Source organism: Pseudomonas sp. LBUM1644, assembly GCF_059716195.1.
Genome location: NZ_CP166812.1, coordinates 2,426,997 through 2,447,903 on the forward strand (window position 1 = coordinate 2,426,997; position 20,907 = coordinate 2,447,903).

Genomic DNA, 20,907 nt, shown 5'->3' on the forward strand with positions numbered 1-20,907 from the left:
CGGTGTGTCAGTCGACACTGATGTTGAATATCAGACCGCATTCGCGAGCAAGCCCGCTCCCACAGGGTTTTGTGTAAACCCATCAGGCCAGGGTGGGCAGGGGGCCCAGCTTGCCTTTGTGGTAGATCATCGGCGTGACCGGTTGCTCGGGCAGGATCAGGTTCTTCACCGCGCCGACAATGATCGCGTGATCACCGCCGTCGTATTCGCGCCACAGTTCGCACTCGATGATTGCCGTGGCCTTGCCCAGCAACGGATTGCCCAGCGCACTGAGGTGCCAGTCGATGCCGTTGGCCTTGTCCTTGCCTTTGCTGGCAAACGCATAGGCTTCGGCGGTCTGGTCGGCGGACAGCAGGTGAATCGCAAACTGCTTGCTGTCGCGCAGGATCGGGTAGGTGTCCGAAGCATAGTTGGGGCAAAACAGCACCAGTGCCGGATCAATCGACAGTGCACTGAAAGCGCTGGCGGTGATGCCGACGATGCCACCGTCCGGGTCCAGGGTGGTGACCACCGTGACCCCGGAGGGGAACGAGCTCATGACGTCTTTGTAAATGCCGGGTTCGATCATGTCGGTAGTCTCTTAGCGCATCACGAAGGGGTCAGGCATCGGTGCCTGGGAGAGGTTGATCCACACCGTTTTGAGCTCGGTGTAGGCCAGCACCGAATCGATGCCGCTCTCGCGTCCATAGCCGCTGTTCTTGAAGCCGCCGATAGGGGCCATGGCCGATACGGCGCGGTAGGTGTTGACCCAGATGATCCCCGAGCGCACATCCCGGGCCAGGCGGTGGGCGCGGCCCAGGTCGCGCGTCCAGATCCCGGCGGCGAGGCCGAACTGCGAGTCGTTGGCGATCGCCAGCGCTTCGGCCTCGTCTTTGAAACGAATGACCGAGGCCACCGGACCAAAGACTTCTTCCTGCATGATCTTCATCGAGTTGCTGTCGCACTCGAACAAGGTCGGCTCGTAGAACCAGCCTTCACCCAGATTCTGCGGACGCTTGCCGCCCATGCGCAGGCGCGCACCTTCGGCGATGGCATCGGCGACCAGGCCTTCGACTACCGCCAGTTGTTGTGCGGTGGCCATCGGGCCCATTTCGCTGCTGTCTTCCTGCGGATTACCAATGCGAATGCGCTTGGCGCGTTCCACCAGGCGTTCGACGAACTCGTCGTAGATTTCGTCCTGGACCAGCAGCCGTGAGCCGGACACACAGCTTTGACCGGAGGCCGCGTAGATCCCGGCGATGGCGCCGTTGATTGCGCTGTCGAGGTCGGCGTCGGCAAAGATGATATTCGGCGATTTGCCGCCCAGTTCCAGCGACAGCTTGGCGAAGTTTTCGGCGCTGCTGCGCACCACGTGCCGTGCCGTCGCGGCGCCGCCGGTGAAGGCAATCTTGCGCACCAGCGGATGACAGGTAAGGGCCGCGCCGGTGCTGGGTCCGTAACCGGTGACCACATTGACCACACCCGGTGGAATACCGGCTTGCAGCGCCAGTCGCGCCAGTTCGAGAATGGTGGCGGAGGCATGTTCGGACGGCTTGATCACGATGGTGTTGCCGGCGGCCAGGGCTGGGGCCAGTTTGATCGCCGTCAGGTACAGCGGGCTGTTCCAGGGAATGATCGCGGCGACCACGCCCATTGCTTCGTGCACGGTGTAGGCAAACAGGTCGGGCTTGTCGAGAGGCAGGGTGCCTCCTTCGAGTTTGTCGGCCAGGCCCGCGGTGTAGTGGAAAAACTCCGGCAAATAGCCCACCTGGCCGCGGGTTTCGCGAATCAGCTTGCCGTTGTCGCGGCTTTCCAGCTGCGCCAGTTGCTCCTTGTTTTCGGCAATCAGGTCGCCCAGGCGTCGCAGCAACTTGCCTCGCGCCGTGGCCGTCAGGCCGCGCCAGGCAGGGCTGTCGAAGGCGGTCTGCGCTGCCTGCACGGCGCACTCGACATCGGCTTCGTCGGCATCGGGCAATTGAGCCCAGGCTTCAGCCAGCGCCGGGTTCAGGCTTTCAAAGGTCTTGCCGGAGAGGGCATCGACCCATTCACCGCCGATGCACATCTGGAAGCGTGCGAGTGTCATGCAACGATCCCCTTAATTTGGTTTTGTCGGGCGTTTGCCGTGTCCAGGAATTCCAGCAACAGCTGGTTGACCAGGCGCGGCGATTCTACGGGCATCATATGCCGCTGCTCGGCGAGCACGGCAACGGTCGCGCCGGGAATGCGCTCGGCCAGTTGCCGGGCCATTTGCGGTGTCGAGCCCGGGTCCAGTTCCCCGGTGGCGATCAGTGTCGGCACCTGAATGCTGCCCAGATCATCGGCGCGGTACATGTCCTGGGTTGCGAACAGTTCATAGGTGGTCAGGTAACCCTGGGGATCATTGTCCGCCAGGGTCTGGCGCAGCGCGGCAATCTGCGCCGGGTTGGCCGCCTGGTATTCGCGGCTGAACCAGCGCGACAGCGCGGCCTCGGCATTGGCATCCGGCCCGTGCTCGGCAGCCTGTGCGGTGCGGGCGATGACGCCGGCACGTTGCTCGGGGCTGCGATTGAACACGCTGTTGAGCACCACCAGGCCTTGCAGGCGTTGCGGGTAATGCAGTGCAAACGCCCGCGCGACCAGCCCGCCCATGGAGAAACCGATCACCGTCGCCTGCGGCAACTGCAGGTGGTCGAGCAGCTCCAGCAACTGATCGGCATACCCGAGCAGGGGCGTGCCGCTTTCCGGGCGCGGGCTGGCGCCATGGCCGAGCATGTCGTAGGCAATCACGCGGTACTTCGTGGCGAGGCCTACGACCTGGCCGCCCCACATTTCTTTATTCAGGCCCACGCCGTGGATCAAGACCACGGGCTGGCCTTGGCCGGTCGCCAGGTAACTGGTGCCAGCCGGGGTGCGTTCAGCGGTGAGCCGAATCATGGAGCGCTCCTGCATGCCTTTTTGTGGTAGTGGCTCGCACCGGAATTACTGGGCTTTTTCGGCGGCCAGTTCTTCCAGGTCGATGTAGCGATTGCCGATGCGCGGGTGCAGGCGGCCGCCATCGGCGCAACCCAGGACCACCACGATTTCGTCGGCACGCGGTGCGTCTTCGATCTGCATTTCCAGGGTGATGTAGTGCGAACGCAGGCCTTCGTCGTCCTTGTGCATCATCGGAATCTGGATCGAGGTGCCGGGGCCGCCGCGCTTGTTGGTAAAGCTCAGGTAGCTCTTGGCTTTAACCGCTTCGCGGTAATGATTGCCAAAACGCAGGGTGTGGATCACGGCGGAAGCGTGCTCGATCTCACCGTCGGCACCGACGACTGCGGCTTTACCGTAGGCCTCGATCTTCTCGGCACCGCCGATGATGCCCACCAGGCGTTCAACCATCAGCGCGCCGAGGTCGGAGCAGTTGGCGCGAATTTGCGGCTTCAGGTCTTCGACAAAGCCGTTGCCCACCCAGGGATTTTTCATCACGACCGCCAGGCCGACCATGGTGACAGGCGTATCAGAAGCCTTGCCGCCTTCAATGAAGGTTTCTTCGACGTAGCTGACGATCTTGCGGATTTCGAAACTCATGAGCTGCTCCGTATGAGGTTTTGAGTGTCTGTGCGTCTGATGGTATACCATAATACCGGCAGCGCAAGTGCCCGAAATGAATTTCTGGCGGGAAGGCGACAAAACGCAGCAAAGGCACTAAACCGAATAAAACTGTTGAAAAAAACTTCCATAAGCTTTAAACGGGAAGCACGCTGGCATATTGCTAGCAATCACTGAGTGAGCATCGCCAGTATTTGGCACAGGGAGCGCTGATGAGTTTTCGTCCATTGACCGATTCCTCGCGGCAATCGAACGAGTGCGGCGTTGTCGCATCTCAATCAATAGGGAATTCGGAAACTGGCGGCATGGCCTACACTGGCAACGGGGACACAATCGAGCAATTGCTGGACTCAGCGCGCAACTGGGCCCATACCACGTCGTGGGTGGTTTACCGCGCCGGTGAACAAATGCACTTGGTCGGTCAGGGCGATCCACGGGTGCAGTGGCCGTCGAGTGTTGCGAATGAAGCGTTCGAAGCCTTTTGCCAGACCTGGCAATTGCACCGCTGGCCGACGGGCAGAGGCGAAAGTGAGCTGGGTTGGCTACTCGCGCCCATCAACGATGCCGCGGAACCGGCGCTCGCCGAATTTGCCCAGCGCCTGGGCATTCAGTTACAGACCAATACCCTGGCCCGTGCGCAGATTACCCAGCGTGTTCTGTATGAAATTACCTACCTGGCCAGTTCGACCCGCGATCGGTCAGTGTTTCTGGTGGGAGTTCACCAGCTGCTGGCCAGCCTGATCGACGCCGAGAATTTCTATCTCGCGCTGTATGACCCGCACAGCGGCAAGATCGACTACCCGTATTATGTCGACATCATCGACGTGGATGCCGTGGAGTCCCAGCACTACGAATACCTTGATCCGTCGCACCTGTCGTTGACCGGTCAGGTGTTGACCTCTGGCCAGCCGTTGCTGATCGACACCGCCGGCATCCTCGCGGCTCAGGCCGAGGGCCGTTTCTACTGCATCGGTGATCGCCCCGAGTTCTGGATGGGCGCACCGTTGAAAAATGCCTCGGACGAGGTGTTTGGCATGCTTGCCATGCAGGTCTACGACGTTTCTCGTACCTACAGCGCTGAAGACCGCGCGCTGTTTCTGGTCGTGGCCCGTCACGTGGCGATGGCGCTGGACCGAATTCTGCACCGCGAGGACCTGGAAGGGACGGTCATGCGTCGCACCCTGGAGCTTTCGGCCGTCAACGACGCATTGAGGCAAGAAGTGGCAGACCGGCAGCGCGCCGAGCATCTGCAGAGCGCGCTGTTCCAGATTGCTGAACTGTCGAGCCAGCCTGGCGACATGGCTGAGTTGTTTCAAACCTTGCATGGGATCGTCGGCGATCTGCTGTTCGCGCAGAACTTCTACATCGCGCTGTTCGACGATGCGACCAGTGAAGTGACCTTTCCCTATTATGTCGATGAGCGGCAGACGACTTGTCCGTCGGCACGGCGTGGGCGTCGGGGCTTGACCGAGTACGTTATCCGTCAGCGTCGACCGTGCCTGATCGACGCAGACGAGGCTGAGCGATTGTCTGCGCAAGGTGAAATCGAATTGGGCCATGAGTCTGTCCGATCCTACTCCTGGCTGGGCATTCCATTGTTCGATGGCGATGTGGTGCGTGGCGTGCTTGCGGTGCAAACCTATACCTCGAAGGTGCGCTATACCTTGCGTGACCAGGAACTGCTGACGTTCGTGTCGCGGCACATTGACACCGCGTTGTCGCGACGCACCGCTGCCGAGGCGATCCATGCCGCCAACCTCAAGCTGGAAGCCCGGGTGCAGAACCGCACCCGCGAACTCGATCACGCCAATGCCAAGTTGCAACACGAAAACTCCCACGATGCGCTGACCGGGCTACCCAATCGTACCTACCTGCAACAGCGCCTCAATCAGGCCTGGTCGCAGTTCGGCAGCGAAGGCGGGCACCTGGCGGTGATGTTCATCGATCTCGACCGTTTCAAGATGGTCAACGACAGCCTTGGCCACCATTTTGGCGACCTGCTGTTGATGCAGGCCGCCCACCGTTTGCGCGCTTGCCTGCGCGAAACCGACATGCTGGCGCGCCTGGGCGGCGATGAGTTTTCGGTGCTCGCTCCCGAGGCACCGCTGGACGTGGTGATCGAAATCGCCGAGCGAATCCTGGTGGCGTTTGACCTGCCGTTTTTGATCAACGGCCATGAAGTGTTTTCGTCCTGCAGTATTGGTATCGTCAGCGCCGACAGTCAGTTCCATCACGAGCCTGCCGATTTGCTGCGCGATGCCGATGCGGCGATGTACCGGGTCAAGAGTGCCGGGCGCGACAGCTACGCGGTGTTCAACCAGGAAGTGCGCCGTGAAGTCTCGGACCAGGTCGAGCGCGAAGGGGCCTTGCGCAATGCGCTCAAGCGTACTGACGAACTGCTGCCGTATTTCCAGCCGATTGTCAGCGTCGAGAGCGGCGAACTGTTGGCCCTTGAAGCGCTGATCCGCTGGCATCAGCCGGGCGGCCGGGTGATCGCCCCGGGCGAATTTTTGCCGGATGTCGAGGGCTTGCGCCTGATCGGCCGACTGGACCTGTACATGCTCAACAGCATTGCCGTGATCCTCGCACAGCCCGAGCACGGCAATTGGCCACCGGTGCACGTCAATTGCTCCAGCTACAGCATGACGCGCCCGGACTTCGCCAGTGAGGTACTTGCACTGTTGGCGCGGCACCGCGTCGCGCCGTCGCGGATCTGCCTGGAGTTGACCGAAGGTGCGCTGGTGGCTGAGCCCGCCATTGCCCGACTGACCATGCAGCAACTGGCCGACAACGGCATGACGGTGGTGCTCGATGACTTCGGTGCAGGGTTTTCATCCCTGAGCTATGTGCATCAATACCGTTTCAGCGGCTTGAAGATCGACAAGTCGTTCATCCTCGAACTGACCACCAGCCCGCGCAGTCGCGCGATTGTCCGGGCAATTGTGCGGATGGCCGAATCGCTGGACCTGAGTGTGGTGGCCGAAGGTGTCGAGGATGAAGCGACCCTGGACTTGCTGCGCGAAATGGGCGCAGGACAGGCCCAGGGTTATTATTTTGCCAAGCCGATGGGGTTGGAGGCGTTGTTGGCGAGTGCGCTGCTCGGTCGCTAGGGTTTGTTGAAGTGTATTCAGGATCAAAAGATCGCAGCCTGCGGCAGCTCCTACATGTACAGGTACAACTGCGATTCCTGTAGGAGCTGCCGCAGGCTGCGATCTTGGCGTATGTCGGGACACCGCAATACTTAGCGCAAGGTGCGAAAGGCTGCGCGCAGTTCCTTGGCGAACAATTCAGGCTGTTCCCAGGCAGCGAAATGCCCGCCCTTATCTACTTCGTTGAAATAAATCAGGTTGGGGTAGGCGCGCTCAGTCCAGGTTTTCGGCGCCTGGTAGATTTCGCCAGGGAACACGGTCACCGCGACAGGAATCTTGATATCCCGCGTCTTCTGTTCCACGGCATTGAAGTTGTTGGTGTTGTTTTCCCAATACAGACGAGCGGACGAGATTGCGCTGTTGGTCAGCCAATACAAGGGTTTTCGAAAGCGATGGGACCCGACCTAGTTCAGGAAGGTGTTGGCTTGCTGCACGAAATCGTTGGCATATTGGAACAGTGAGCCGTGTCCCGAACTTGGATAGATCAGCAACTTGGCGTTCGGAATGTGCTGTTGCAGCGTGAACGAGTTCTCGGTGGGCACCATCACGTCCTTGCTGCCGTTGACCACCAGGGTCGGCTGGGTAATTTTGCTCAATTGCGAAAAAGTGCCGTCACCGGGAACGCTCCACTTGCCCAGCGCCGCCCCTTGAGCCGCGATGACCTTCATCGAACTGAGCTTGTCGAGGCCTTCCGTGCGTTGGTGGCGTCTTTCCCAGAATTCCCGGGCCGCCTGCTGGCTTGCTGGCGCGGGATCGAAGAACAGGTAAGCGGTCTCTTCCTGCGTGGCGATCGATTCGCGCAGCGCGATCTCCGGAACCCGTGGATCATGTCCAGCGACGCCGCCACGCGGCGACGTTCCCGCCAGGATCAGCCGACGCACCAGTTGCGGATGGCGCAACGCAACTTCTTGCGCGACCATGCCGCCGATTGAAAAGCCCAGCACGTCTACCTGTGTCAGCCCGCGGGCGCGGGCAAACGCGGCAACGTGGTCGGCCATGGCTTCGAATGAATCGGGTGTTTCGCCGCTACTAAGACCCACGCCGGCATTGTCGAACAGGTAGACCGGCCGCTGCTTTGCCAAGCCGTCGGTCAGTGCCGGGTCCCAATAATCCATGTTGCCGCGAAAGTGCTGGAGCAAGATGACCGGAACGCCAGTCTGCGCCCCGAACTGGCGATAGGCATAACGCACGCCGTCAGCTTCGACGAATTGATTGGGTGCGCTGTTGTGCGTGGCAGCCGGCGCCGCGACGGCGCCGCTGACTGCGATGGCAAAGAAGGTAGCCCCGAGGGCCAGCCGCTGGAAGAGATGCATGTTGTGCTCCTTATGCGACGGTTTCGGGATTCAGGTAAGCCGCTTGCTCAGTCGACAGGCTGGCCTTTATGGCGCGTGTCCCTTCGTCTGCGAGCACTTCTTTCAGGCCTGCTTCCACACCGTCCAGCGACTGGATCACGACGTCGGATGGCTGGACTTTTGGCACGTCAAAACCATGGGTCAGGTCGGTGTCGATGAAGCCCACGTGCAGGCCTTGCACGCTGGTGCCCTGGCCGTGGAGTTCGATCCGCAGCGAGTTGGTAAAACTCCACGCTGCCGCTTTCGATGCCGCGTAAGCGGACAGGAAAGGTGCGGCAACCCAGGTCGCATCCGACAGTACGTTAACGATCGCGCCACCGCCGTTGGCCTTAAGCACAGGGGCGAAGGCCAGGCTGACGTGCATGACGCCGTAGTAATTGGTTTCGAAGATTTCGCGAGCGGCCTCCACCAGGCCAGGTTCAAGCATGGAGGGCAGCAGGCGGGCGATGCCTGCATTGTTGACCAGCAGCGTCACGTCACCTGCCTGAGCCACCGCCGCAGCCACCGATGCCGGGTCGCTGACGTCTAGACGAATCGCGATCACGCCCGGAATGTTGACGCCTTCGGGGTTGCGCACCCCGGCGTAGACCTTGCTCGCGCCGCGGGCCACGAGTTCTTTTGCAAACGCAAGGCCGAGACCACGGTTGGCGCCGGTAACGAAGGCAACAGAATTTTTTATTTTCATGAGGGTGTGCTCTAGGTTGGATGAGGCTTTCGCCCTGTAAGATTGCGCTCGCAATCATTGAATTAATAATGGTGATCGCATTTATTAAAGTCAAGATAAATATTATTCGCGTAATAAAGCCCGTTGGCGCTGTGTTATCGATCATTGTGAGTGCAATCATAATGTGCAAGAATGTGCGCAGAGGAGCCTCATTATGAAAATCTCGAAAGAAAAATCAGAAGCCAACCGCGCCGCACTGGTGGAGACCGCCAGCCGCCTGTTTCGTGAGAAAGGGATCGATGGGGTAGGCGTGGCCGAAATCAGTAAGTCAGCCGGCTTGACCCACGGCGCGCTATACGCGCACTTCCCATCCAAGGAAGCCTTGGCCGCCGAGGCGCTGGCGTGGAGCCTGGAGCAGGGCAATGCCAAACTCTATACGGGCACGATCGATGGCGAGCCGGACCTCGATCGCTTCCTGTCCGAGTATCTGGCAGTCGATAACCGCGACAACTACGCCGACAACTGTGCAATGGCTGCGTCAGCCAGCGAAATTGGCCGCCAGGATGTGGCGACCAGCTCAACGTTTGCCGAGGGCTATCTGGTGCTGGTTAGGGCGTTCGAGCGCAGAGTTGCGGCCAACAACCCAAGCGTCGACGCGTTTGCAACCGCCATGGGCATCGTTGCCGCAATGGTTGGCGGCCTCTCGGTTGCGCGTGCCATGGCGAAGGCCAGACCGGAGGTGTCGGCCCAGGCACTGCGGGGCGTGCGTCACATGATCGACGCCGCGCTCGGCAAACCGATCTAATTGGAAAGTCATGCGATAAAAACGCGCCGGACTGCACATGACGCCGAAGATATAGCGTTCTTCGGCGTTGCAACCCTCAGGCGACCGCAGTCACGTCGGCCTTGTCCTCACCCGTCGGAACTTCATGCAGCGAAATCCTTGAAGTCTCCGGCAGCGCCAAACCGCCGGCCAACGCGAGTATGGCAATGACAATCAAATAGAACGCCGGCGAGAGATTGCTGCCGGTCGTACTGATCAGCCAGGTCGCCATCAGCGGTGCGGTGCCACCGAACAGGGTGTAGGCCACGTTGTAGGTGATCGCCGACGCGGTGTAACGAGTGCGAGTGGGGAAGGTTTCCGAGAGCAGCGCCGCGGTCACCACATTACACAGCACTGCGCCAATCGCCAGGAGCATGACGCCAACGATGGACGCTGCGAACGATCCGGAACTGGCCATCATGAACGACGGATACACCGCGACAATCAACAGTGCGCAGGCCGTCATCACCGTCATTCGGCGTCCGACCCGATCCGAATACAACCCGGCCAGCGGGCACATCAGCGCGGCGAAGATCAGTGCAATCAGCGACACCAGCAGCGCCATTGCGCGACTCAGTCCGCCCGCGACTTGCAGGTAGGTCGCGAAGTAGGTGGTGAACATATAGAACGACAGGGCCGTCAACGATATGAATGCACCCAGGAAGCAGATCGCCGCGCCATGGTTACGCAAGGTGTCCTTGAGCGGGGAGTGAGCGACTGCATGTTGCTGCGTCACGGCCTGGAAAGCCGGGGTTTCATCCAGCTTCCAGCGCAGGTAGAGACCCACCAGGCCCAGTGGCGCGGCAATCAGGAACGGCAGGCGCCAGCCCCAACTGCCCATGGCTTCTGCCGACAATGACGCTTCAAGTACATAAGCCACCACCGCTGCCGCTGCGAAGGCAGCAAAGGTCGACACTGGAATAAAGCTGCCATACCAGGCCCTTTTATCACTGGGCGCATGCTCCATCAGATAGGCGCACGCACCCGCATATTCGCCCCCGGCGGAAAAGCCCTGGGCGCATCGGATGAGGCTCAGAAGCACTGGCGCCATGACGCCGATTGCCGCATAAGTCGGCAACAATCCGATCAAGGTCGTCGCGCCCGCCATCAACAAAATGGTCATCGCCAAGGTGCGCTTGCGACCAATCCTGTCCCCCAGCATGCCGAAGAAAATTCCGCCCAGAGGCCGAAAGGCAAAGGCTACGGCAAACACCGCGAAGGTTTTTAGCAGTGCAACGCTGGCATCGCCGCTGGGGAAAAATTGCTGGGCGATGGTCGTCGCCAGGAAGCCGTAGACGGCAAAATCAAACCACTCGACGAAATTGCCGATGGCAGCGGCGACGATCACTTTTCTCAGGGTTTTCGGGCTGACCTGCTCTGTAGCGGTGCTTGTCATGCTGAACCTCGACGTTTCATCCGTTAGCGTTCGATTATCACGGCAGCGGCTGAAGCGTCTCAGTTCAAAAGTGTCGTCCGCGTAGTCAGGACCGACTATTGAGACACTCTCAGCGGGTTACCGAACCTGTTCAGATAGGACTCGCCGAATTTGAACGACGCATAATCGGTCATGTGTCCTATGTCACGATAGAGAGGAATTCCATTCACCGTGGTCTCGCAAGCGTTGCTGTCGCACTGAATATCCTTCGGGTCAATCAGAATGAGATCTGGGTATTCAACTGTAAGCTGAGTAAACACCGAACTAAGCCATGGATTCTCTACATCATCTCGGGCCACACTCTTGCAGGATTCACTCCTCTCGATGCTGCCCAGCTTTCCTCGCAACACATAGCGCTGCAACAAACACTCGTTGACCCCCGGAGGCATTGGATACATTGCTTTCAGGAATATCGGTACTGCACCTGACTCTTTGATGATGTTCAATGCGTGGCGAATCGCGAATTCAAAACGTTGATGAGACAATTCCAGGCTGCGCGGATCTTCCAGCTTCGTCACAATGGCAGCATCAGCGTAACTGTCCCAAATTTGACCAATGAGCACATATTTGTAGTGATTCTTTTTGATCAGGTCATAGTAGTTCGCCACATTGTCATGACATTTCTTATAAATAGTGCCTTTGGTTTTACTCCAGTCGTACAAGTAAATGCCTGGCAGTGCCAGGCACGCCGAATAACTTCGTGCAAGAATCGAAATGTTCGCATCCTTCGCCAAGGTGTCGACAAAGCCCCAGTATTGATTGGAGAACGAATCACCCATGAGGATGGCTTGAACTTCTGCATGAGGCGCCCCGATAACACAACGTGTATCGGAATCATCACTGGCTCCGCCCAGACATTCTGAGCGCGCTGGAGGTGTCATTGCCTGAAGTGTGTGGAACACGTCCGACATATCTGATCCAAAACGCTGTGGCCATCCACCCTTGGAAACACTCAATGAATAAAGAGCGGACAGTGCAATCGCTGGTAGCACTATCAGCACACCAAGGGTCATCTTCAATCCAAGCTTCGGCTTACGGAATTTCCGCTCGATCGTGACGTAAGAAAGAGCCGCCAACGCAAAGGTCAAAACGAAATATAAAACGGTCAGCTCGATGCTGTGTTTAAAGCCCAGATAGCTGGTGGTTGCAAGGACAGGCCAGTGCCAGATGTAGAGCGAATACGAGACAGTGCCGATGTATACCAGTGGTCGAAAAGAAAGCACCTTGGTGGTTATGCTGCCTTCAGAACCACTGCGCCAGAGCAACAGTGCTGTTGCCAGGCATACGATAACGGCGTGGTAATCCGGAAAGCCCGGAAGAATACTTTCACGGGTGGCGCAGTAAAACAGGGCAACTACAGAGACACCGCCAAGGATGTTCGTCCAGATTGAATTCAGCTTGACCTTGTCAGCGCTGAAAATCACCGCGCACGACCCGATTAACAGTTCGAAAATCCTCGCCGTGAAGAAGTAGTAGCTTTTGTCCGGGAACTTGCTCGACAGGCACAGCGACAATGCAGTCGCCCCAATTGTCAGGCACAGCACGGCGGCTTTGAATCCAGTTTGCGTGCAGTAACGATGCAGCAGCCACACGCCTAGCGGCAGCACCAGGTACCACTGCCATTCAATGGCCAACGACCAAGTGTGCAGCAACAGGAGACTCGACGTGTCGTCAGCGGCATAGGCGGTAGTGGAGCGCTCAAAATACTGGTTTGAGATAAACAGCGAGGTGTATCGCTCGCTTTTCAAGAATTGAGTGAAGTCTTCCGGCAGGTAAAAGAATGCCGCCAGCGCGAATGTCGCCAACATCAAGGCAATCATCGCGGGCTGCAGGCGCCAGATGCGGCGAGAGTAAAAACCGGCAAAGCTGAATGAATCGTTCTGGAGTGATTTCAGAATGATCGAGGTGGTCAGGTACCCGGAGATCACGAAAAAGATGTCGACACCAATGAATCCGGACGGGAACAGTGACAGCCCGCCATGGAATATCAATACCAACAGGACGGCAATCGCTCTCAAGCCATCTATGTCGGCTCGGTACGCAATGGAGGGATTTCCTCCAGCGATAATCTGAACAGCTTGCTCACTTCTGAACTTCATCCGCGAGTCATTTTTGAATTTGACTCGGCCAGCAACCGCTGAAACTTCCGTATTCTCTAGCACTGGAAACTGTCCTGAACCGCTTAATTTTTGGGCGCGAGTGTACGACAAAGTTGAGCAAAGTGTTTGTGTTGAGTCATTTGGTGCGGCCGCGACACGTTTGCTCATATCCCCCAGGGGGGGATATGATGTGGCGTCGTTCATTGAGGCCTGAGGCTCAAGTCATGAGTGCGCACGAACACGATCACGATCACCACCCTCCCCATACCCACCAAAGCCACGAAGCGATCATCAAGCGCCTTAAACGTGCGGATGGTCACTTGCGCGGCATCATCACCATGATCGAAGAGGGGCGGGCATGCGTGGACATCGCGCAGCAGCTCCATGCTGTTGAAAAAGCGGTGTGCCAAGCCAAGCGAACGCTCATCCAGGATCACATCGATCATTGCCTGGAGGACACCGTCTCGGCATTGAACAATGGCGAGCGCGCACCCCTGGAAGCGTTCAAGCAAATAACCAAATACCTCTAGGTCGGTCATGCCCAACTTCGCTGAACTTTTGCAACAGGGCGGCTCGCACGCCTGGTTATATTTCCCGAGTGCTATTTTGCTCGGCGCCCTGCATGGCCTGGAGCCGGGCCACTCCAAAACCATGATGGCGGCGTTCATCGTGGCCATCCGGGGCTCGGTCAAACAGGCCGTTTTGCTGGGCTTGGCCGCGACGCTGTCGCACACCGCAGTGGTGTGGTTGGTCGCTATCGGCGGCATGTACTTGGGCAAAGGTCTGGACGCTCAAACGACCGAACCCTACTTCCAGCTCGCATCATCTGCACTGATCATTCTGATTGCGCTGTGGATGCTGTGGCGTACATGGCGTGGCGAACAAATGTTCAAGTTTGAGCAGGGAGATCACCATCACGGCGAGCATGGCCACGGTCACCCTGATGAAACCCATCGTATCGATACCGGCCATGGCCGCATTGAACTGTCGATTTTCGAAGAAGGCATGCCACCCCACTGGCGATTGAAAGCGTTGAGCGGGCACGTCTGGCCAGCCTCAGACGTTCGCTTGATGACTACCCGTCCAGACGGCAGCCTTCAATCGTTCTCATTTGTTGAGCGCGGGGGATACCTGGTGTCGACAGCTGACATTCCCGAGCCTCATGAATTTAGTGCTCGTTTGAGTCTCGGGCATGCAGGTCATTCCCATGATTACGATTTGGATTACCAGGAGCATGGACACAGTCACGAGCACTCCGAGTTGGAAGGCTTGGAACTGTCGATAGAGGGGTATCAGGATGCACACGAACGTGCCCATGCCAACGATATCCGTAAGCGCTTCACCCACCGTGAGGTCACCACTGGCCAGATCATCATGTTCGGTTTGACCGGAGGGCTGATTCCTTGCCCTGCGGCTATCACCGTTCTGCTGCTCTGCCTTCAGGTTAAAGAAATCGCCTTGGGCGGCATGCTGGTACTGTGTTTCAGCCTTGGTTTGGCGCTTACATTGGTATCTGTGGGTGTGGCGGCGGCCATTGGCGCCAAACAAGCTTCCAATCGCTGGCCTTGGCTTGGCGCAATTGCGCGTCGCGCACCTTATCTGTCCAGCGTGCTGATTATCGGTGTCGGACTCTATGTGGGGGTTCACGGCTGGATTGGCTTGAGTGCTGCATAGCCCGGTTTGGAATCACTGGCAGGTCTGAAATCAACTCGACAGACCTTTCAATTTTATGCCGGTGAGAAGTGGCACCACGCTCAAGGAATAAAACGATATCCAACCCCCGTTTCGGTGATGAGGTGTCGCGGCTGCGAAGGGTCTGCTTCGACTTTTTTACGCAGGCCGCCCATGAATACTCGAAGGTAAGGCGTATCGGTGGTGTGCGATGGGCCCCACACAGCCTTGAGCAGTTGCTGATGTGTCAGGACGCGATTCGGGTGTGAGCAAAGATGGACCAGCAGGCGGTACTCCAGCGGTGTCAAATGCAGAGGGGCGCCGGAGCGTTCCACGACACGCCGTTCCATATCAATCCGCACCTCGCCAAAGGCCAGGACCGCATGGTTCTCGGTATCCTTCACATGTCTGCGCAGGAGTGCGCGAACGCGAGCCAGCAGTTCACCGGTGCCAAACGGCTTGACCAGATAGTCATCGGCGCCCGTGTCCAGGGCCAGGATCTTGTCCGACTCCGCGCCACGGGCAGACAACACAATGATCGGCACCTCTGACCAGCTCCGTACGTCCCGGATAAGGTCAACCCCGTCGCCGTCGGGCAGTCCGAGGTCGAGCACGATCAGGTCCGGATGGCGAGTCCCTGCATCGATAAGGCCTCGGTGAAAGGTATCGGCTTCGTGAACTTCCAAGCCTTCAGCTTGCAGGGCCATTCGCACGAAACGTCGTATTTCCTTTTCGTCTTCAATGATCAGGACGTGCAGCACCGATTCGGTCATGGTTGCTCCTCGCCGGTTTGCTCAGCAAAGGGTTCAATGACGGGCGGCTCCTCACGGGGTAGGCGCAAGGTGAAGCGCGCACCGCCCTCTGGGCGTGTGACACCGAAAATGGTGCCACCGTGAGCTTGGGCAATGGCTCTACAGATGGCCAAACCCAGCCCGACGCCGGGTATCGAGCTTTCCTTTTTGCCGCGCATGAATTTGCTGAAGATTGCCTCTTCGTGACCGTGCGGTAACCCGGGCCCTTGGTCGGCGACCCACAATTCGAAGTTGTCAGGCGTGGCCCTGGCGCCCAGGCCGATGGTGGTGCCTGGCGGCGTGTACTTGACGGCGTTCTCGAGCAGGTTGATGAGCACGCGTTCGATCAGCACCGCGTCGATTTTCACGGGAGGTAAATCATCGTCCAGAGCGACCTGCACCGAACGCCCACCCAGAATCGGTTGAATGGCTCGCAGGGCACTGCCCACCACGTCTTCGATGGGTTGCCACTGCCGATTCAACACCACTTTGCCGGACTCGAGGCGCGCCATGTCCAGCAGGTTGTTGACCAGCGTATTCATGCGCAGCGCGGACTCACCCACCGCCGTGGCGATCTCGGCGGCTTCGCCGGTCAGGGGTGGTTTGGTCAGTTTAAGCGCTTCGGCAAGCCCTACCAGAACGGACAATGGCGTTCGCAAGTCGTGGGAAATGGCCGAGAGTAGCGAGTTACGCAAGCGCTCGGACTCCATCTGCACGGTCGTGTCCTGGGCAATGTGGATGTAGTGAATCCGTTCGAGCGAGATGGCCAGCAATGACGCACACGTGTCGAGCAGGCGTCGCTGTTCCGGCACTACCAGCCGGCTCGTGTCTCGCGGTTGCACGGCCAGTACACCGCGCACCCGCATGGGGGCTGACAACGGCAGATAAAGCGTTGAGCTTGAGGGCAGGGTATCGGTGCCATAGCCGGCCGGCTCGGTTTTATCGAAGGACCACTGGGCAATCGCAACATCCACTTGCGGTGCATCCCCAGTGATCAGTGGAGCCTGCAGTTTATTGTTGTCATCAGCGACCAGCAGCGCTGATCTTGCACCGAACTCGGCGGAGAGAAAGTGAGCACTGATGTCGGCGACTTGCTCGGTCATCAGTGCGGCCGACAACAGGCGCGACATGTCGTACAGCGCCCGCATGCGGTCTTCACGCCGTTGCGCCACACGCGCCTGGTAGGTCAGGCCGGCGGTCATTTGTCCGATCACCAGTGCGACCACGAGCATGACGCTGAAAGTCACGAGGTACTGGGCATCGGTGAAGGCAAACGAAAAACGCGGCGACACAAAAAAGAAGTCGAACGCACCCACTGCCAAAAAGGCCGCCAGAATCGCCGGGCCGCGTCCAAAGCGAACGGCGACGGCGACGACGGCCAGCAGGAATATCATGACGATATTGGCCTGTTCCAGCACGTGAGCCAGGGGCATGACCAGCAAGGTCGTCACCGTACAGAGGGCTACGCTCCAGACATAGGACCGCCACATCACCGGCGTCTCGGTCTTCGTGGTGCTGGGGCCGGTTTGTGTACGCTGGTCGGTTGGAAGAGAGACTTGAATGATGTCCAGGTCAGCGCCCTGAGCACCTATTCGATCCGCGATTACCCGCCGCCAGAAACGACGACGAGGGTGTTCGTCGCGCCCCAGTACGATTTTGGAGAGATTGTGCTGGCGTGCGTACTTGACCAGCGTTTCGGCGATGTCCTGACCGGCCAGGGTCGAGATCTGCGCCCCCATGTCCTGGGCCAGCTTCAGGGTCGCCAGAACGCGACGGCGCTTCGTCTCCGGCAGACGCTGCAGGGCGGGGGTTTCGACATACACGGCATGCCAGGGCACATTGAGCTGAGCAGCCAGGCGAGCTGTCGAGCGTACGGTTTTTTCGCCTTTTTCATGCGGACCGATGCAGGCGAGCAGCGAGTCGCGGGTGCCCCAGACGGGTTTGACTGCACTGCTGATCCGGTATTGCAGCATTTCGCTGTCGACACGGTCGGCGGTACGACGCAGTGCCAGTTCGCGCAAGGCGATCAGGTTGCCTTTGCGGAAGAAGTTCTGCACCGCGCGTTCGGCCTGATGGGTCAGATAGACTTTGCCTTCCTTGAGGCGTTGCAGCAGATCGTCAGGTGGCAGGTCGACAATCACCACTTCATCGGCCGTGTCGAACACATGATCGGGTACGGTCTCCCAGACCCGGATGCCGGTAATCCCGCCGACGATGTCATTCAGGCTCTCGAGATGCTGAACGTTCATGGTGGACCAGACGTCGATACCGGCGCCGAGCAGCTCTTCTACGTCCTGCCAGCGTTTTGGATGGCGGGAACCGCTGATGTTGGAGTGGGCCAGTTCGTCGATCAGGATCAGCTCGGGTTTGCACAACAGTGCGGCGTCCAGATCGAACTCGGTCAGCGTACGGTTCTTGTCGATGACCTGTTTGAGCGGCAATTGTTCGAGCCCCGAGGTGAGCGCCTGGGTCTCGGCGCGACCATGGGTTTCGATCACGCCGATCAGTACAGGGGTGTGCTGTTGTTGCGCCGTTTGCGCGGCGACCAACATCGCGTAAGTCTTGCCGACACCGGCACTGGCTCCGAAAAAAATCTTTAACCGACCGCGCGTGGCTTGCGCTTCTGCTTCGCGAATCTGTGCCAGTAGCTGATCGGGGTCAGGACGTTGTTCGGCCATCAAGCCCACCGTGTGTGAGTTGGCGCTCAATGCGTGGCGTCGAGTGCCAGGTTCAGTTCTAGGACGTTGACCCGAGGTTCGCCAAGGAACCCAAGCAGCATGCCTTCAGAGTGTTCGGCGATCAGTTGATGAACGCGTTCGATGGGCAGGTTGCGCACCCGCGAAATTCGACCCGCTTGATACAGGGCTGCTGCGATGCTGATATGCGGATCAAGACCGCTAGCCGAACTGTAGACCAGGTCGGCGGGCACCGTGGCGGTGTTCCCGGGATCGGTTGCATGCAAGGCCTCGATGCGGCCCTTGATCGCGTCCGCCAGTGCCGGGTTCAGAGGCCCCAGGTTCGACCCCGATGATGCTGCCGCGTTGTAGGGCATGGGGCTGGTTGCAGACGGGCGACTCCAGAAGTGCCTGGGATCGCTGAAGCCCTGGCCGATCAACGACGAACCCACGGTTTTGCCATCCCGTTCGATCAGACTGCCAGCCGCCTGAGAGGGGAACACCAGGCGGGCTATCCCGGTTGTGACCAGTGGATAGGCCAGGCCCGTGATCAAGGAAAGTGCAATCAGCAGGGTCAACGCCGGACGCAGTAGAGAAGCCATGACAGTGCTCCTTCAAGTCAGACCGACGGCAAACAGCGCCATGTCGATCACTTTGATGCCAATGAATGGAACGATCACGCCGCCCAGCCCATAGATCAGCAAGTTGCGGCGCAAGAGCAGGGCGGCACCGACCGGCCGATACTTGACGCCTTTGAGCGCCAAGGGGATCAGGAAGATGATGATCAACGCGTTGAAGATGACCGCTGACAACACCGCCGAATTTGGGCTGGTAAGGCCCATGATGTTGAGTGCCGCGAGCTGCGGGTACGTGGTGACGAAGGCCGCCGGCACGATGGCGAAGTATTTGGCGATGTCGTTGGCAATCGAGAAGGTGGTCAGCGAACCACGGGTCATCAGCATCTGTTTGCCGGTTTCCACTACCTCGATCAACTTCGTCGGGTTGCTGTCCAGGTCCACCATGTTGCCGGCTTCCTTGGCGGCCTGAGTCCCCGAGTTCATGGCCACGGCGACATCCGCCTGGGCCAGTGCCGGGGCATCGTTGGTGCCGTCGCCCGTCATGGCCACCAGCCGACCTTCGGCCTGATAGCTGCGGATCAGTTCGAGCTTTTGTTCGGGAGTCGCCTCGGCCAGAAAGTCATCGACACCCGCTTCGGCGGCGATGGCAGCAGCGGTGACCCGGTTGTCACCCGTCACCATCACGGTCTTGATTCCCATACGACGCAATTCGACGAAACGCTCCTTGATCCCACCCTTGACGATGTCCTTGAGTTCGATGACGCCCAGTACATTGGCCCCGTCGGCAACCACCAGTGGGGTGCTGCCCCGGCGCGCTACCTCTTCAATGCTGGTTTGCACGGCCTCGGGAAAACTGCCGCCCAGACCCTGGACATGCTTGAGGATCGCTTCGCCAGCACCCTTGCGTATTTGCCGGTCACCGAGGTTGACACCGCTCATGCGCGTTTGCGCCGAAAAGTGCACGAAGTGGGCGTCGAGTGCGCCAATGTCGCGTTCCCGCAGATTGAATCGCTGCTTGGCCAATACGACGATACTGCGTCCCTCGGGGGTTTCGTCGGCCAGGGAGGCCAGTTGCGCCACATCCGCCAGTTCAGCCTCTTTGTGCCCCGGCGCCGGTATAAATGCCGAGGCGTGACGGTTGCCCAGCGTGATCGTCCCGGTTTTGTCGAGCAATAGAACATCGACATCGCCGGCAGCTTCCACGGCTCGGCCGGACGTGGCGATGACGTTGGCCTCCATCATGCGACTCATGCCCGCCACACCGACTGCCGACAACAATCCGGCGATGGTAGTGGGAATCAGGCACACCAGCAGTGAAATCAGGACGGTGATCGACACCGGCATGCCAGCCTTCGTCACGGCCACACCAAACAACGAGAAGGGCAGCAGGGTCACTGTCACGCCGAGGAACACGATCGTCAGTGCGACCAATAAAATCGACAGGGCGATTTCATTCGGGGTCTTTTGCCGCTTGGCGTTTTCGACCATGGCGATCATGCGGTCGACGAAGGTCTCGCCGGGATTGGTGGTTACGCGGATGACGATCCAGTCCGACAGGACCCGAGTCCCGCCCGTGACCGCCGAGAAATCGCCGCCACTTTCTCGTATGACCGGGGCAGACTCACCGGTGATGGCTGACTCATCCACCGAGGCGGCACCCTCAATCACTTCTCCGTCGGCGGGGATCACCGAGTCCGCCAGGTCGCCGGCTTCAACCACCACGATGTCACCCTTGCACAGGTCGCTCGACTGAGCCAATTGCCACTCGGCGCCGTAATGCGGCTCGCGCAGTTTCTTGGCCCAGGTTTCCTTTTTCAGGTCGCGCAAAGACGCGGCCTGAGCCTTGCTGCGGCCTTCGGCCAGGGCCTCGGCGAAGTTGGCGAACAACACGGTGAACCAGAGCCACAGGGCAATCGCAAGAATGAACCCGGTGCTGGCCTCACCCTTGCCGCCAAGGGCTTGTGCCCACAGGGCGGTGGTAATGATTGCGCCGATATAGACGACGAACATCACCGGGTTACGCCACTGGGTCCTGGGACTGAGTTTGCGCATGGAGTCAACGATGGCAGGTCGTATGAGCTTGGGGTCGAACAAGGAGAACGCTTTGCGTGTCATGTTCGT

At 59.1% G+C, this 20,907-nt stretch carries 16 protein-coding genes and 1 pseudogene; 4 read left to right on the forward strand and 13 right to left on the reverse strand.

Features of this window, described 5'->3' with window-relative positions:
- Positions 1-82: 82 nt before the first annotated feature.
- Genes ACA052_RS10995 through ACA052_RS11010 form a run of 4 tightly spaced genes read right to left on the reverse strand, consistent with a single transcriptional unit; the run spans position 83 to position 3,528 of the window.
- The gene (locus tag ACA052_RS10995) at positions 83-568 is read right to left on the reverse strand and encodes a flavin reductase family protein (protein WP_497649678.1); all 486 of its coding nucleotides are present in this window, start codon (positions 566-568) and stop codon (positions 83-85) included.
- A gap of 12 nt (positions 569-580) precedes the next feature.
- Entirely contained in the window at positions 581-2,062 is a 1,482-nt protein-coding gene (locus ACA052_RS11000; RefSeq protein WP_497649679.1) for an aldehyde dehydrogenase, read from the reverse strand.
- A complete protein-coding gene (locus tag ACA052_RS11005; protein ID WP_497649680.1) occupies positions 2,059-2,892 on the reverse strand; it encodes an alpha/beta fold hydrolase in 834 nt (277 codons plus the stop codon). The genes ACA052_RS11000 and ACA052_RS11005 overlap by 4 nt, the downstream gene beginning before the upstream one ends.
- A gap of 45 nt (positions 2,893-2,937) precedes the next feature.
- Complete coding sequence (locus tag ACA052_RS11010; RefSeq protein WP_497649681.1) at positions 2,938-3,528, reverse strand: amino acid synthesis family protein; 591 nt, start codon at positions 3,526-3,528, stop codon at positions 2,938-2,940.
- A gap of 233 nt (positions 3,529-3,761) precedes the next feature.
- On the opposite strand from ACA052_RS11010, the gene ACA052_RS11015 reads away from it, so the two are divergent.
- On the forward strand, positions 3,762-6,659 hold the full coding sequence (locus tag ACA052_RS11015) for a sensor domain-containing phosphodiesterase (protein WP_497649682.1): 2,898 nt from the start codon (positions 3,762-3,764) through the stop codon (positions 6,657-6,659).
- Between the two features lie 131 nt (positions 6,660-6,790).
- On the opposite strand, the pseudogene ACA052_RS11020 reads toward ACA052_RS11015, so the two are convergent.
- The 3 genes and pseudogenes from ACA052_RS11020 to ACA052_RS11030 all read right to left on the reverse strand — a co-directional run.
- Positions 6,791-7,075 (reverse strand): annotated as a pseudogene (locus ACA052_RS11020) (alpha/beta fold hydrolase); the annotation flags it as partial.
- Positions 7,076-7,102: 27 nt separating this feature from the next.
- Positions 7,103-8,011: an alpha/beta fold hydrolase gene (locus ACA052_RS11025; RefSeq protein WP_497649683.1), complete on the reverse strand. Its 909-nt coding sequence runs from the start codon at positions 8,009-8,011 to the stop codon at positions 7,103-7,105.
- A gap of 10 nt (positions 8,012-8,021) precedes the next feature.
- Positions 8,022-8,735: an SDR family oxidoreductase gene (locus tag ACA052_RS11030; RefSeq protein ID WP_497649684.1), complete on the reverse strand. Its 714-nt coding sequence runs from the start codon at positions 8,733-8,735 to the stop codon at positions 8,022-8,024.
- Between the two features lie 193 nt (positions 8,736-8,928).
- On the opposite strand from ACA052_RS11030, the gene ACA052_RS11035 reads away from it, so the two are divergent.
- Complete coding sequence (locus ACA052_RS11035) at positions 8,929-9,519, forward strand: TetR/AcrR family transcriptional regulator (protein ID WP_497649685.1); 591 nt, start codon at positions 8,929-8,931, stop codon at positions 9,517-9,519.
- Positions 9,520-9,595: 76 nt separating this feature from the next.
- Here ACA052_RS11035 and ACA052_RS11040 read toward each other — a convergent pair whose 3' ends face one another.
- Positions 9,596-10,933, reverse strand: coding sequence for an MFS transporter (locus tag ACA052_RS11040; RefSeq protein ID WP_497649686.1), 1,338 nt, complete (start codon positions 10,931-10,933; stop codon positions 9,596-9,598).
- A gap of 95 nt (positions 10,934-11,028) precedes the next feature.
- Entirely contained in the window at positions 11,029-13,275 is a 2,247-nt protein-coding gene (locus ACA052_RS11045; RefSeq protein ID WP_497649687.1) for an acyltransferase family protein, read from the reverse strand.
- A 20-nt stretch (positions 13,276-13,295) separates the two neighbouring features.
- Between ACA052_RS11045 and ACA052_RS11050 the strand changes: the two genes are divergently transcribed.
- Both ACA052_RS11050 and ACA052_RS11055 read left to right on the forward strand, forming a co-directional pair.
- The gene (locus ACA052_RS11050; protein ID WP_497649688.1) at positions 13,296-13,601 is read left to right on the forward strand and encodes a metal-sensing transcriptional repressor; all 306 of its coding nucleotides are present in this window, start codon (positions 13,296-13,298) and stop codon (positions 13,599-13,601) included.
- A gap of 7 nt (positions 13,602-13,608) precedes the next feature.
- Positions 13,609-14,745: a nickel/cobalt efflux protein RcnA gene (locus tag ACA052_RS11055; protein ID WP_497649689.1), complete on the forward strand. Its 1,137-nt coding sequence runs from the start codon at positions 13,609-13,611 to the stop codon at positions 14,743-14,745.
- 80 nt (positions 14,746-14,825) lie between these two features.
- Here the strand turns inward: ACA052_RS11055 and ACA052_RS11060 are convergent, their stop codons facing one another.
- The 4 genes from ACA052_RS11060 to kdpB are packed head-to-tail and all read right to left on the reverse strand — an operon-like array spanning position 14,826 to position 20,901.
- Positions 14,826-15,515, reverse strand: coding sequence for a response regulator (locus ACA052_RS11060; protein ID WP_497649690.1), 690 nt, complete (start codon positions 15,513-15,515; stop codon positions 14,826-14,828).
- Entirely contained in the window at positions 15,512-18,211 is a 2,700-nt protein-coding gene (kdpD, locus tag ACA052_RS11065; RefSeq protein WP_497649691.1) for a two-component system sensor histidine kinase KdpD, read from the reverse strand. Before kdpD ends, ACA052_RS11060 begins: the two co-directional genes overlap by 4 nt.
- A 26-nt stretch (positions 18,212-18,237) precedes the next feature.
- The gene (gene kdpC, locus ACA052_RS11070) at positions 18,238-18,810 is read right to left on the reverse strand and encodes a potassium-transporting ATPase subunit KdpC (RefSeq protein WP_497649692.1); all 573 of its coding nucleotides are present in this window, start codon (positions 18,808-18,810) and stop codon (positions 18,238-18,240) included.
- 12 nt (positions 18,811-18,822) lie between these two features.
- On the reverse strand, positions 18,823-20,901 hold the full coding sequence (gene kdpB / locus ACA052_RS11075) for a potassium-transporting ATPase subunit KdpB (protein WP_497649693.1): 2,079 nt from the start codon (positions 20,899-20,901) through the stop codon (positions 18,823-18,825).
- Between the last annotated feature and the right edge of the window lie 6 nt (positions 20,902-20,907).

Excerpts from the sequence above, each read along its gene's own strand:
- ACA052_RS11030 (WP_497649684.1), bottom strand. The coding sequence starts at position 8,735 with ATGAAAATAAAAAATTCTGTTGCCTTCGTTACCGGCGCCAACCGTGGT.
- ACA052_RS11010 (WP_497649681.1), bottom strand. The coding sequence starts at position 3,528 with ATGAGTTTCGAAATCCGCAAGATCGTCAGCTACGTCGAAGAAACCTTC.
- kdpD (WP_497649691.1), bottom strand. The coding sequence starts at position 18,211 with ATGGCCGAACAACGTCCTGACCCCGATCAGCTACTGGCACAGATTCGC.
- ACA052_RS11000 (WP_497649679.1), bottom strand. The coding sequence starts at position 2,062 with ATGACACTCGCACGCTTCCAGATGTGCATCGGCGGTGAATGGGTCGAT.
- ACA052_RS11055 (WP_497649689.1), top strand. The coding sequence starts at position 13,609 with ATGCCCAACTTCGCTGAACTTTTGCAACAGGGCGGCTCGCACGCCTGG.
- ACA052_RS11005 (WP_497649680.1), bottom strand. The coding sequence starts at position 2,892 with ATGATTCGGCTCACCGCTGAACGCACCCCGGCTGGCACCAGTTACCTG.
- ACA052_RS11025 (WP_497649683.1), bottom strand. The coding sequence starts at position 8,011 with ATGCATCTCTTCCAGCGGCTGGCCCTCGGGGCTACCTTCTTTGCCATC.
- ACA052_RS11060 (WP_497649690.1), bottom strand. The coding sequence starts at position 15,515 with ATGACCGAATCGGTGCTGCACGTCCTGATCATTGAAGACGAAAAGGAA.
- ACA052_RS11040 (WP_497649686.1), bottom strand. The coding sequence starts at position 10,933 with ATGACAAGCACCGCTACAGAGCAGGTCAGCCCGAAAACCCTGAGAAAA.
- ACA052_RS11015 (WP_497649682.1), top strand. The coding sequence starts at position 3,762 with ATGAGTTTTCGTCCATTGACCGATTCCTCGCGGCAATCGAACGAGTGC.
- ACA052_RS10995 (WP_497649678.1), bottom strand. The coding sequence starts at position 568 with ATGATCGAACCCGGCATTTACAAAGACGTCATGAGCTCGTTCCCCTCC.
- ACA052_RS11045 (WP_497649687.1), bottom strand. The coding sequence starts at position 13,275 with ATGAACGACGCCACATCATATCCCCCCCTGGGGGATATGAGCAAACGT.
- ACA052_RS11050 (WP_497649688.1), top strand. The coding sequence starts at position 13,296 with ATGAGTGCGCACGAACACGATCACGATCACCACCCTCCCCATACCCAC.
- ACA052_RS11035 (WP_497649685.1), top strand. The coding sequence starts at position 8,929 with ATGAAAATCTCGAAAGAAAAATCAGAAGCCAACCGCGCCGCACTGGTG.
- kdpB (WP_497649693.1), bottom strand. The coding sequence starts at position 20,901 with ATGACACGCAAAGCGTTCTCCTTGTTCGACCCCAAGCTCATACGACCT.
- kdpC (WP_497649692.1), bottom strand. The coding sequence starts at position 18,810 with ATGGCTTCTCTACTGCGTCCGGCGTTGACCCTGCTGATTGCACTTTCC.